At 70.0% G+C, this 12,097-nt stretch carries 14 protein-coding genes and 1 riboswitch; of the genes, 7 read left to right on the forward strand and 7 right to left on the reverse strand.

Annotated features, from left to right (window positions below):
- Positions 1–19 precede the first annotated feature (19 nt).
- The 5 genes from metF to AB5J53_RS14240 all read right to left on the reverse strand — a co-directional run bounded on the left by metF (position 20) and on the right by AB5J53_RS14240 (position 4,164).
- Positions 20–943 carry a methylenetetrahydrofolate reductase [NAD(P)H] gene (gene metF, locus AB5J53_RS14220; RefSeq protein WP_369246003.1) on the reverse strand — a complete coding sequence of 308 codons (924 nt, stop codon included), beginning with the start codon at positions 941–943 and terminating at the stop codon, positions 20–22.
- Positions 944–1,093: 150 nt separating this feature from the next.
- On the reverse strand, positions 1,094–1,753 hold the full coding sequence (gene thiE, locus AB5J53_RS14225) for a thiamine phosphate synthase (RefSeq protein WP_369246004.1): 660 nt from the start codon (positions 1,751–1,753) through the stop codon (positions 1,094–1,096).
- Positions 1,754–1,921: 168 nt separating this feature from the next.
- Complete coding sequence (locus tag AB5J53_RS14230; RefSeq protein WP_028803215.1) at positions 1,922–2,287, reverse strand: Rv2175c family DNA-binding protein; 366 nt, start codon at positions 2,285–2,287, stop codon at positions 1,922–1,924.
- A gap of 196 nt (positions 2,288–2,483) precedes the next feature.
- Complete coding sequence (locus AB5J53_RS14235; protein ID WP_369246005.1) at positions 2,484–3,719, reverse strand: NAD(P)/FAD-dependent oxidoreductase; 1,236 nt, start codon at positions 3,717–3,719, stop codon at positions 2,484–2,486.
- Between the two features lie 85 nt (positions 3,720–3,804).
- A complete protein-coding gene (locus tag AB5J53_RS14240; protein ID WP_369246006.1) occupies positions 3,805–4,164 on the reverse strand; it encodes a hypothetical protein in 360 nt (119 codons plus the stop codon).
- Between the two features lie 52 nt (positions 4,165–4,216).
- Positions 4,217–4,330, forward strand: a riboswitch (TPP riboswitch).
- Between AB5J53_RS14240 and thiO the strand changes: the two genes are divergently transcribed.
- From thiO to AB5J53_RS14270, 6 genes are all read left to right on the forward strand, one after another.
- The gene (thiO, locus tag AB5J53_RS14245; protein ID WP_369246007.1) at positions 4,328–5,494 is read left to right on the forward strand and encodes a glycine oxidase ThiO; all 1,167 of its coding nucleotides are present in this window, start codon (positions 4,328–4,330) and stop codon (positions 5,492–5,494) included. It overlaps the preceding riboswitch by 3 nt.
- Positions 5,491–5,691, forward strand: coding sequence for a sulfur carrier protein ThiS (gene thiS, locus AB5J53_RS14250; RefSeq protein WP_369246008.1), 201 nt, complete (start codon positions 5,491–5,493; stop codon positions 5,689–5,691). The genes thiO and thiS overlap by 4 nt, the downstream gene beginning before the upstream one ends.
- Positions 5,692–5,694: 3 nt before the next feature.
- Entirely contained in the window at positions 5,695–6,489 is a 795-nt protein-coding gene (locus AB5J53_RS14255; protein WP_369246009.1) for a thiazole synthase, read from the forward strand.
- A 236-nt stretch (positions 6,490–6,725) separates the two neighbouring features.
- Positions 6,726–8,669 carry a Stk1 family PASTA domain-containing Ser/Thr kinase gene (gene pknB / locus AB5J53_RS14260; protein ID WP_369246010.1) on the forward strand — a complete coding sequence of 648 codons (1,944 nt, stop codon included), beginning with the start codon at positions 6,726–6,728 and terminating at the stop codon, positions 8,667–8,669.
- A gap of 307 nt (positions 8,670–8,976) precedes the next feature.
- Positions 8,977–9,846: a deoxyribonuclease IV gene (locus AB5J53_RS14265; protein WP_369246011.1), complete on the forward strand. Its 870-nt coding sequence runs from the start codon at positions 8,977–8,979 to the stop codon at positions 9,844–9,846.
- A 197-nt stretch (positions 9,847–10,043) separates the two neighbouring features.
- The gene (locus AB5J53_RS14270; protein ID WP_369252225.1) at positions 10,044–10,490 is read left to right on the forward strand and encodes a DUF4396 domain-containing protein; all 447 of its coding nucleotides are present in this window, start codon (positions 10,044–10,046) and stop codon (positions 10,488–10,490) included.
- 19 nt (positions 10,491–10,509) lie between these two features.
- Here the strand turns inward: AB5J53_RS14270 and AB5J53_RS14275 are convergent, their stop codons facing one another.
- A complete protein-coding gene (locus tag AB5J53_RS14275; RefSeq protein ID WP_369246012.1) occupies positions 10,510–11,142 on the reverse strand; it encodes a sulfite oxidase-like oxidoreductase in 633 nt (210 codons plus the stop codon).
- Positions 11,143–11,297: 155 nt separating this feature from the next.
- Between AB5J53_RS14275 and bfr the strand changes: the two genes are divergently transcribed.
- A complete protein-coding gene (bfr, locus tag AB5J53_RS14280; protein ID WP_369246013.1) occupies positions 11,298–11,777 on the forward strand; it encodes a bacterioferritin in 480 nt (159 codons plus the stop codon).
- Between the two features lie 7 nt (positions 11,778–11,784).
- Here bfr and AB5J53_RS14285 read toward each other — a convergent pair whose 3' ends face one another.
- Positions 11,785–12,027 carry a bacterioferritin-associated ferredoxin gene (locus AB5J53_RS14285; RefSeq protein WP_369246014.1) on the reverse strand — a complete coding sequence of 81 codons (243 nt, stop codon included), beginning with the start codon at positions 12,025–12,027 and terminating at the stop codon, positions 11,785–11,787.
- Positions 12,028–12,097: the final 70 nt, after the last annotated feature.

A 12,097-nucleotide genomic window follows, 5' to 3' on the forward strand; every position in this document is an offset into this window, starting at 1 on the left:
GTACGCGAGTGCGACCGGTCTAGGCCCGCTGTGGGTGGTGCAGGCCCAGATTCTCGTAGATTTCCAGCGTCGCCGTGGAGTTGTTGAGCGTAATGAAGTGCAACCCGGGGACTCCCTCGGCCAGCAGCCTCGCGCAGAACTCCGTCGCGAACTCAATGCCAATGGAGCGTACAGCCGCCGGATCGTCTTTGGCTGTGAGGATCCGCTCTTTCAGGGCGTCCGGGAACGAAGCGTTGCTGAGCTTCGGGAGCCGCTCCAGCATCTTCACGCTCGTCACCGGCATGACCTCGGGGATGACCGGGGTCTCGCAGCCGGCCGACGCGACGCGGTCGCGCAGGCGCAGATACGACTCCGGGTGGAAGAACATCTGCGTGATCGCGTAGTCGGCGCCTGCGCGGCACTTGTCGACGAAGTGCGCGACGTCCAGGTCCCATTCGGTGGACCGCGGGTGCATCTCCGGGAAGGCCGCGACGCCGACGCAGAAGTCGCCCGACTCCTTGATGAGCCGGACGAGTTCGGCCGCGTAGGTCAGGCCCCGCGGGTGCGGGACCCACTCGCCCATGGGGTCGCCGGGCGGATCGCCGCGGACCGCGAGGATGTTGCGGATACCGGCGTCCGCGTACTGACCGATGATGTTGCGCAGCTCGGCGATGGAGTGGTTGACCGCGGTCAGGTGGGCGACCGGGGTGAGCGTCGTGTCGACGACGATCTGCTGGGTCTCCTTGACCGTGCCCGCGCGCGTGGAGCCGCCGGCTCCGTAGGTCACGGAGACGAAGTCGGGAGCGACGGCCTCGACCCGGCGGAGGGCGTTCCACAGGTTCCGCTCGCCCTTGGGGGTCTTCGGCGCGGAGAACTCGAACGAGTACGTCTTCTTGCCGGTCGCGAGCATGTCGCGCACGGTGCGTGCGCGATCAGTCCTGGTGGAAGCAGATCCGAGGGCCATACTCGCAGGTTAGCCAGGGGGCGCCGGTCCCCCAACCGGACCGATGTGATTTGTCGGATTTGTCGACTTCTTGTCCACCCCTCGGACAATTCTCGGACGCCTGTGCGGGACGGCTGTGCGGGACGGCCGCTCCGGACGGTCACCGGATGACTATGCGTGACGAAGCCGCTTCGCGAACTCTCCCGCCGCCGCGCCCGGGTCGTCCGCCTCGGTGATCGCCCGTACGACGACGACACGCCGGGCGCCCGCCTCCAGCACCTCGTCGAGGTTGCCCAGGTCGATACCGCCGATGGCGAACCAGGGACGGTCGGTGCCCAGCGAGGCCGTGTGACGGACCAGATCGAGCCCGGGTGCGTGGCGGCCCGGCTTGGTCGGGGTGGGCCAGCAGGGGCCGGTGCAGAAGTAGTCCACGCCCTCCTGGACGGCGGCGGCCGCGGCCTCGGACTCGGCGTGGGTGGAGCGGCCGATCAGGATGTCGTCGCCGAGGACGGCGCGGGCCGCGGGGACCGGGAGGTCGCCCTGGCCCAGATGCAGTACGTCGGCGCCGATCGCGTGGGCGACGTCCGCCCGGTCGTTGACCGCGAGGAGCCTGCCGTGGCGTGCGCAGGCGTCCGCGAAGACCTGGAGGTGCTCCAGCTCCTCGGCCGCCTCCATGCCCTTGTCGCGCAGCTGCACGATGTCGACCCCGCCCTCAAGGACGGCGTCCAGGAACTCGGCGAGGTCTCCCTGGCGCTTGCGGGCATCCGTGCACAGGTAGACGCGGGCGTCGGCGAGCTGGGCGCGTGCGGTGGCGGCGGCGTTCTCGGGCATGCGTGTATCCCCCGTTGTCGGTGCGTACGGACCACGGTGGACCGGTGGCCTTGCGGCGCGCGTACGGATCACGATGGCCCGGTGGCCTTGCGGCGCGTACGGACCACGATGGCCCGTGGCCTTTCGGCCCGGTGCCGGCCGTGGTCCGTACGCCGGACGGTTGTCAGGTCAGACGGCGAGCGCCTGGGCGCGGCGCTTCACCTCCGTGCCGCGATTCTCGCTCAGAGCCTGCGCGGGGGTGCCGGGCAGGGTCGGGTCGGGGGTGAAGAGCCACTCGAGCATCTCTTCGTCGGTGAAGCCGTCGTCCCGCAGGAGCGTCAAGGTGCCGGACAGGCCCTTGACGACCTTGTCCCCGTCGATGAAGGCGGCGGGGACGTGCAGCGCGCGGTTCTCACCACGGCGTACGGCGATCAGCTGGCCCTCCTTGACCAGCTGCCGGACGCGGGTCACCTCGACGCCGAGCTGTTCGGCGATGTCGGGGAGGGTGAGCCAGGCGGGGACGAGAGCATCGATCTTTGCGTCAATCTCGGTCACGGGACAAGCCTGCCATCCCGGACTGACACTCGGTACCCGAGTCCCGCCCGGGCCGGGGTCCCACGCTCGTGCGATCGGGTGGGTTTCGGCCGCTCGGCACCGCCGGAAAGCGCGGTCGGGGGGACGCCCCGTCACGCCGAAACGATCGCGGGGCTCCGCCGAACCGGTGCATCCTCCGGTGGCGTAGAAGTCTCGGCTACGCCGCCGTCGCCGCCTTCAGCGGTTTCGACGGGTCCGTCAGAAGTTCCGGGTTCATCGGGGTGCCCGCCTCGATGAGTCGGCGGCCCTGGGCCAGATCCCTCGGTCGGCCCACCGCCAGCAGGGCGACCAATCGGGTGTCGCGGAGCCAGCAGACCGTCCAGGCGGCGCCGGAGGGGTCGCCGCGCCAGAGGGTCGTGTCGGCGGGGGCGTGGTGGCCGACGTACTGGACGAAACGGCCGAACTGCTCGGACCAGAAGTACGGGACGGGGTCGTACGCGGCGGGGGCCTCGCCGATGATGTTCGCGGCGACCGTACGCGGGCCCTGCAGGGCGTTGTCCCAGTGGTGGACCAGAAGGCGGTCCTCGTACCTTCCCGAAGGGAAGGAGGCGCAGTCACCGACCGCGTAGACGTCCGGTACGGAGGTGCGCAGATGGTCGTCGGCCACCACCTCACGGTGGGCGCCGAGCGCGATCCCGGAGCCGGCCAGCCAGGCGGTCGCGGGGCGTGCGCCGATTCCGACGACCACGGCGCCCGCGGGCACCCGGGAGCCGTCGTCCAGCACCACCGCGCCGGGCTCGATGCGCTCCACGCGCGCGTGCGTACGCAGCGAGGCCCCGCTGTCCGCGTACCAGGCCGCCATCGGCGCGGCCACCTCGGCGGGCAGCGCGCCGGCGAGCGGCCGGTCGGCGGCCTCGACGACCGTCACCGCGCACCCCGCCTCGCGCGCCGCCGTGGCGAACTCGGCGCCGATCCAGCCGGCCCCGACGACCACGATGTCGTGCTGCTGGGCGAGGACGGGGCGCAGCCGCTCGGCGTCGTCCAGGGTGCGCAGCAGATGGACCCCGGGCACGCCCTCCGCGCCTGGCAGCTGAATCGGTTCCGCGCCGGTCGCGATCACCAGGACGTCGTACGGCTCGGGCCCGGTCTCGGTGTCCAGCTCATGGTCCTCGGGGCGTACGCCGAGCGCCTCGCGTCCGAGCTGCAGTTCGATGTCCAGTGCCTCGAAGTCGACGTCGAAGGCGGAGCCCTCGGCCTTGCCGAGCAGTACGGCCTTGGACAGCGGCGGCCGGTCGTACGGCTGATGGGGCTCCGCGCCGATCAGCGTCACGCTGCCGGTGAAGCCCTGTTCACGCAGGGCGACCGCGGTCTGCACACCGGCCATGCCCGCGCCCACGACGACGACTCGCTGTGCCGTACGCCCCTGCGCCTGCGCCTGCGTCTGCTCGCTCACCTGATCACCATAGACAACTGACAAATTGTCAGTCAGGGGACGTGCTCAGTGACCTGTTGCACATTGCACGTCCCTCTTCCACCGCTCACCCGTCCACTTCTCCCGCTTTTTCCACTTCTTCCACCACGCTCGTCCCGCTGCCCGTCTGCGACTCCCATTCCCAGGTCTCCTCCAGGCGTACGCGCCCGTCGGGCAGTTCGACCACGCGGGACACGCAGTGCCCCGACGAGGTGCCGCCGTCGCGCTTCAGCTGCACGTACCGGAAGTCGAGGCGGTCACCCTCACGAGTACCCACGAGATGTCCGCGTACGACATCGCCGCCCGCGTACTCGGCGCAGATCTCGCCGTCCTTCTCGTGGTACGTGAACCGGGTGCGGGTGCCCACCTGACCTGGTGCCTGGTCGGCGACCGGGGCGAGGACGAGGCCGTCGAGCGAGCGGGGCATGGGCGGAGGCTCCCTTACTGAGACAGCCGGCGGCGGGCTAGGGTGGCCAACGTAAAGCACTCGCGGGAGCCCGGACGCACCGGGCTGAGAGGGAGGCTGGGACGGCCTCCGACCGTACGAACCTGATCCGGGTCATGCCGGCGAAGGGAGGGGCTGGACGCCCATGTCGCCTACACGTACGTCAGACGTCCTCGTCATCGGGGGCGGAATCATCGGGCTCGTGACGGCCTGGCGGGCCGCGCAACGCGGGTTCACCACCGCCCTCGTGGATCCCGAACCGGGCGGCGGAGCGGCCCAGGTCGCGGCCGGAATGCTCGCCGCCGTCACCGAACTGCACTACGGCGAGCAGACCCTGCTGGGCCTCAACCTCGCCTCCGCGCGCCGCTATCCGGACTTCGCCGCCGAACTCACGGAAGCCACGGGCCAAGACCTCGGCTACCGCCAGTGCGGCACACTGGCCGTCGCACTGGACGCCGACGACCGCGCCCATCTGCGTGAACTGCACGCCCTGCAAAGCCAGTCGGGGCTCGACTCGGAGTGGCTGAGCGGGCGCGAGTGCCGCCGTCTGGAGCCGATGCTCGCACCCGGCGTACGCGGCGGTCTGCGGGTCGACGGCGACCACCAGGTCGATCCGCGCCGACTCGCCAAGGCCCTGGTCACGGCGTGCGAGCGGGCCGGAGTGGTGTTCCACCGGACCTGGGCGGAGCGGCTGAGCGTCGTACGGGACCGTGCCGCCGGAGTCGTCACCACGGACGGCACCGAGCCGGCCGCGGGCCAGATCGTGCTCGCCGGGGGCAGCCTCAGCGGGCGTCTGGCGGGCGTTCCCGACGACGTCCTGCCGCCCGTGCGCCCCGTGAAGGGGCAGGTGCTGCGGCTGACCGTGCCGAATCGGTACGCGCCCTTCCTGAGCCGTACCGTCCGCGCCGTCGTGCGCGGGAGCCAGGTCTATCTGGTGCCGCGCGAGAACGGCGAGCTCGTCGTGGGCGCGACCAGCGAAGAACTGGGCTGGGACACGACGGTGACCGCGGGCGGCGTGTACGAGCTGCTGCGCGACGCCCATGAGCTGGTCCCCGGGATCACCGAGCTGCCGCTCACGGAGACCCGGGCGGGGCTGCGCCCCGGCTCACCCGACAACGCGCCGCTCCTCGGACCGACCGAGCTGGACGGCCTCCTCCTCGCCACCGGGCACTACCGCAACGGTGTGCTCCTCACGCCCATCACCGGTGACGCGATGGCGCACGTGCTGACCACCGGTGAACTCCCCGACGTGGCCCGCCCCTTCACTCCACGGCGCTTCGGCGCCGCCGCCCTCACGGAGCAGCCCGCATGAACATCTTCGTCAACGGAGAGCGGCAGCGGATCGCCTCGGGTACCGCTCTCGACACACTCGTCGCGGCCCTCACCGCCGCTCCGTCCGGCGTGGCCGCCGCCCTCAACGAAACCGTCGTCCCGCGCGCGCAGTGGTCGTCCACTGCCCTCTCCGAGGGAGACCGCGTCGAAGTCCTCACCGCCGTCCAAGGAGGCTGACCCATGGCCGACGATCCCTTTGTCCTCGGTGGTACGTCCTTCTCCTCCCGGCTGATCATGGGTACGGGCGGTGCGCCAAGCCTCGACGTGCTGGAGCGCTCTCTCGTGGCGTCCGGTACGGAGCTGACGACGGTCGCGATGCGGCGCGTGAACGCGTCCGTGCACGGGTCGGTCCTGTCCGTGCTCGACAAGCTCGGCATCCGCGTGCTGCCGAACACGGCGGGCTGTTTCACCGCGGGCGAGGCCGTGCTGACCGCACGTCTCGCGCGCGAAGCGCTCGGCACGGACCTGGTCAAGCTGGAGGTCATCGCCGACGAGCGCACGCTGTTGCCCGACCCGATCGAGCTGCTCGACGCCGCGGAGACGCTCGTCGACGACGGGTTCACCGTGTTGCCGTACACGAATGACGACCCCGTCCTGGCGCGGAAGCTGGAGGACGTCGGCTGCGCCGCGATCATGCCGCTGGGCTCGCCCATCGGGTCCGGGCTGGGGATCCGGAACCCGCACAACTTCCAGTTGATCGTGGAGCACGCGCGCGTGCCGGTGATTCTGGACGCGGGGGCCGGTACGGCGTCGGACGCGGCGCTCGCCATGGAGCTGGGGTGTGCGGGTGTGATGCTTGCCTCAGCGGTGACGCGGGCGCAGGAGCCCGTCCTGATGGCGGAGGCCATGAAGCACGCGGTGGACGCGGGGCGGCTCGCGTATCGCGCGGGCCGGATTCCTCGGCGGCACTTCGCCGAGGCGTCGTCTCCTGCGGAGGGCTTGGCGCGCCTGGATCCCGAGAGGCCCGCCTTCTAGGCACCCGGCCCAGCGGGGGTCTCCCGCCCACGCACCACTCGTTTCCGGTTGGCTGGGAAGTGCGGGTCTCCTCTGGGGCGATCTCGCCGTGCCCGGCCGCGGCCGGGCTCGCGGCGGCGGGGCCTCTCTTCGACGTCCGCGCATGCGTGCGATGTGCGTCACAGGTCGGCTGCAGTCGCGCTCCGGTATCGGCCGAACGGGGCGTCGTGACAGTGGCGGCTCGTACACTCACCTGCGTGGATACGACCCTTCAGGACCCGCTTGTCGGGCAGGTGCTCGACGGCCGCTATCGCGTAGACGCACGGATCGCGGTCGGCGGGATGGCCACGGTCTACAGGGCCCTGGACACCCGTCTCGACCGCGTGCTCGCGCTCAAGGTGATGCACCCGACGCTGGCCGCCGACGGCTCGTTCGTCGAGCGTTTCATCCGCGAGGCCAAGTCGGTGGCCCGGCTCGCGCACCCCAATGTGGTGCAGGTCTTCGACCAGGGGGCGGACGGGTCGTACGTCTATCTGGCCATGGAGTACATCGCCGGGTGCACCCTGCGCGACGTACTGCGCGACCGCGGCGCCCTGCAGCCGCGGGCCGCGCTCGACATCCTGGAGCCGGTGCTCGCCGCCCTCGGCGCCGCGCACCGCGCCGGATTCGTGCACCGCGACATGAAGCCGGAGAACGTCCTCATAGGGGACGACGGCCGGGTCAAGGTGGCGGACTTCGGTCTCGTACGGGCCGTGGACACCGTGACGAACACGACGGGGGCCGTCCTCGGCACCGTCTCGTACCTCGCTCCCGAGCAGATCGAGCACGGCACCGCCGACCCCCGCGTCGACGTCTACGCGTGCGGGGTCGTCCTCTACGAAATGCTCACCGGCGACAAGCCGCACTCCGGGGACTCCCCCGCCCAGGTGCTCTACCAGCACCTGCACGCGGACGTGCCGCCGCCGTCGGCCGCCGTGCCGGGGATGCCGTACGAGCTCGACGAGCTGGTCGCCACGGCGACCGCCCGCAATCCCGAAGTGCGCCCGCACGACGCGGTGGCGCTGCTCGGCCAGGTGCTTCAGGCGCGCGCGGGGCTCACCGCCGAGCAGCTCGACGCCGTCCCGCCGGGGGCCCTCGCCATGGGCCACGACAACGCCGAGGACCGTACGAGTGTGATCCCGCGCTCGCTGTCCGTACCGCGGCCGCTGCCCGTGAACGAGGACGACGAGAACGGCGCACTCAACCGGACGAGCCGGTTCGAGCAGAGCAGTCCGTTCACGTCCGGGCAGGCCGCTCCGTCCCGGCGTGCCGCGCGGCCCCGCCGCGGGATGCTGGCGATCGTCGCCGCCATCGTGCTGGTGCTGGGCCTCGGTGCCGGCGTCTGGTACATCAACTCCGGCCAGTTCACCAAGGTCCCGCCGATCCTCGCGAAGACCCAGACCGAGGCCAAGGACCGGCTGACGCAGGCCGGGCTCGATGTCGGTCAGGTCAAGCACCAGTACAGCGACACCGTGAAGCGCGGCACCGTCATCAGCACCGACCCCGAGGTCGGCGCCCGGATCCGTGACAACGACTCCGTGACGCTGACCATCTCGGACGGCCCGGAGACGGTGAAGGTGCCCGCCCTGAAGGGCTTCGCCCTGTTCAAGGCGAAGGAAGTGCTGAAGGGCGACGGCCTCGCCGCGGGCATGGTCACCCGGGAGTTCAACGAGGACGTGCCCAAGGGCTTTGTGATCAGCACGGATCCGGCAGCGGGCACCGAGCGACACGCGGGTTCGGCCATCGCGCTCGTCGTCAGCAAGGGCAGCCCGGTGGAGGTGCCCGAGGTCACCGGCGCGTCAGTGGAGGACGCCACGGCGGAGCTCGAGGACTCGGGTCTGAAGGTGAAGATCTCCTCGGAGCGGGTCAACTCGGAGTTCGACAAGGGCCAGATCGCCGAGCAGTCGCCGGCGGCGGGTCGCGAGGTCGCCACCGGCGACACGGTGACGCTGACGATCTCCAAGGGCCCCGAGATGGTCGAGGTCCCGGACGTCGTGGGCGACAGCGTGGACGACGCGAAGCAGAAGCTGGAGGCCGCCGGGTTCAAGGTCAACGAGGACCGGGGTCTGCTCGGGCTCTTCGGGGACCACGTCAAGAGCCAGTCGGTGGACGGCGGCGAGACGGCGCCCAAGGGCTCGACGATCACCATCGAGATCCGCTGAACCCCCGGGACCGGGACCGTCGGCTTAGAGATCCACTGAACCCCCGGGACCGGGACCGTCGGCTTCGAGATCCACTGAACCCCCGGGACCGGGACCGTCGGCTTAGAGATCCACTGAACCCCCGGGAGCGGGACCGTCGGCTTCGAGATCCGCTGAACCCCCGGGACCCAGGCCACCGGCTTCGAGATCCGCTGAGCCCCCGGGACCGGGACCGTCGGCTTCGAGATCCGCTGAGCCGTCGGGACCGAAGCCGCGGCTTCGAGGTCCGGCGACGGGACGCCGGGGAGCACGTGACACCCTGAAGGGTGTGACCAGCAAGCAGCTCCGCAACCCCGTCGGCGGCCATGTCCCGGTGGCCGGCGGTCTCAACTCCGTCGGCCTCTCCTATGCCCGCGATCTCCAGGCCGAGACCGTCCAGGTCTTCGTCGCCAACCCGCGCGGCTGGGCGACGCCCGCCGGAAACCCGAAGCAGGATGAGGAGTTCCGCGCGGCCTGCGCCGCCGAGTCGATCCCCGCGTACGTCCATGCCCCGTATCTGATCAACTTCGGCTCGCACACCGAGGCGACGGTCGAGAAGTCGGTGGAGTCCCTGCGGCACTCGCTGAGGCGCGGGCGGGAGATCGGCGCCCTGGGTGTGGTCGTGCACACCGGAAGCGCCACGGGCGGCCGGGAGCGGTCCGTCGCCCTCAAGCAGGTGCGTGCGCACATGCTGCCGCTGCTCGACGAGCTGACCCATGACGACGACCCCTATCTGCTCCTCGAGTCGACCGCCGGGCAGGGCGCCTCCCTCTGCTCCCGGACCTGGGACTTCGGGCCGTACTTCGAGGCACTCGACGCCCACCCCAAGCTGGGCGTCTGTCTCGACACGTGCCACATCTTCGCGGCCGGCCACGATCTGACCGGGCCGAGCGGCATGCACCAGACCCTCGACCTGCTGGTGGACACGGTCGGCGAGGGCCGGCTCAAGCTGATCCACGCCAATGACTCCAAGGATGTGGTCGGCGCCCACAAGGACCGCCACGAGAACATCGGCTCCGGCCACATCGGCGAGGACCCGTTCCGTGCCCTGATGACGCACCCCGCCACCGAGGGCGTACCCCTGATCATCGAGACGCCCGGCGGCAAGGAGGGGCACGCGGCGGATGTCGAGCGCCTGAAGAAACTCCGCGACGGCTGAGTCCGACAAAGCCCATTGAGGAATACCCCTAGGGGGTATACGGTTCCTGCTCTAGCAGCAACCGTTACTCGGCGTTGGGGGCCCTCATGCAGCACGACACACACGCGCAGAACGAGCACGAGCACGACACGCATGCGCACGCGCAGCACGAGCACGACACGCACGCGCATCCCGAGGAGCACGCGCACACTCACGACATGGGCGGCAAGGTCACCTGGTCCATGGCGGCCCAGGCCACCCTGCACTGCCTCACCGGCTGCGCCATCGGCGAGGTGCTGGGCATGGTGATCGGCACCGCGTTCGGGTGGGGCAATGTGCCGACGATGGTGCTGGCGATCGTCCTCGCCTTCGTCTTCGGCTACTCGCTCACGTTGCGCGGAGTACTCAAGGCCGGCGTCGACTTCAGGACGGCGTTCCGGGTCGCGCTCGCCGCGGACACCCTGTCCATCGCGGTGATGGAGCTGATCGACAACGGTGTGATCGCCCTGTGGCCGGACGCGATGGACGCGCAGTTGGCCGACCTGCTGTTCTGGGCCGCGCTCGCCATCTCACTGGCGATCGCCTTCGTGGTCACGACGCCCGTCAACAAGTGGATGATCGGCCGCGGCAAGGGACACGCGGTGGTGCACCAGTACCACCACTGATCAGCGGCCGCAGCAGGAGTCAGAGCTCGGGGCCGTCCCCGGGCTCCTCCTGGTAGGAGTAGCGCTGCTCACGCCAGGGGTCGCCGATGTTGTGGTAGCCGCGCTCCTCCCAGAAGCCGCGACGGTCGGCCGTCATGTACTCGACGCCGCGGACCCACTTGGGGCCCTTCCAGGCATAGAGGTGCGGGACGATGAGGCGGAGCGGGAAGCCGTGTTCCGCCGTCAGCAGCTCGCCGTCCTTGTGGGTGGCGAAGATGGTGCGGTCGGAGGCGAAGTCCGACAGGCGGAGGTTCGAGCTGAATCCGTACTCGGCCCAGACCATGACATGAGTGACGGTGGGCGCGGGCGGGGCGATCTCCAGGATCGTACGGGCGGGGATGCCACCCCATTCGGCCCCGAGCATGCTGAACTTCGTGACGCAGTGCAGATCGGCCACGACGGACGCGTACGGCAGGGCCGTGAACTCCTCGTGGGTCCAGCAGTGCTTCTCGCCGTCGGCGGTGGCGCCGAAGACCCTGAACTCCCAGCGTTCGGAGCGGAACTTGGGTACGGGCCCGTAGTGCGTGACCGGCCAGCCGCGCTGAAGTCGCTGCCCCGGCGGAAGCTCCGACTGCGCCGCTTCTCGAGATTCACGCTCCACCGGCTGACCCATGACTCCATCCTGACAGACCCGGGACAGTGCACATGACCAGCCCTGGTCGGATTCGGGCAACTCCTACTAAGCGTGCACTTACTGGACGGCCTTGTGTGCCGGTGCAAGGATGCGGCCCAACCTGCCCAGTCCCCCGCTTGGAAGGAGCCTCTGCGATGCAGGGCGACCCCGAGGTCCTCGAGTTTCTGAACGAACAGCTCACCGGCGAGCTGACGGCGATCAACCAGTACTGGCTGCACTACCGCATCCAGGACAACAAGGGCTGGACGAAGCTCGCCAAGTACACGCGTGAAGAATCCATCGATGAGATGAAGCACGCGGACAAGCTCACCGAGCGCATCCTCATGCTGGACGGCCTGCCGAACTACCAGCGGCTGTTCCACGTACGGGTCGGACAGACGGTCACCGAGATGTTCCAGGCCGACCGGCAGGTGGAGGTCGAGGCAATCGACCGCCTCAAGCGGGGGATCGAGGTGATGCGCACGAAGGGCGACATCACGTCCGCGAACATCTTCGAGTCGATCCTCGAGGACGAGGAGCACCACATCGACTATCTGGACACCCAGCTGGAGCTGATCGAGAAGCTCGGCGAGGCGCTCTACATCGCGCAGCAGATCGAACAGCCGGACAGCTGAACAGCCTCTAAGCGGCCTCGTCCAAAGAGGCAGACACCCGGACCTCGGAGAGCACCGGCCTGCCCTCGTCCGCGAGCTCACGGCGCGGGCACGCGCCCCGGCCCAGCAGGGCCTGAATCCGGCGGACGCACGAACCGCAGTCCGTGCCCGCCTTGCACGCCGACGCTATCTGGCGGGGGGTGCAGGCACCGTCCTCCGCGTGCCTCTTCACCTGCGCCTCGGTGACACCGAAGCAGTTGCAGACGTACACGCGGTCCACCTCCCGACGGGATTCCTAGTCGCGCCATCCCGATGATCGGTGAGGCTAACCTAACCTTACC

Source organism: Streptomyces sp. R41, assembly GCF_041053055.1.
In the GTDB taxonomy this organism is placed as follows: domain Bacteria; phylum Actinomycetota; class Actinomycetes; order Streptomycetales; family Streptomycetaceae; genus Streptomyces.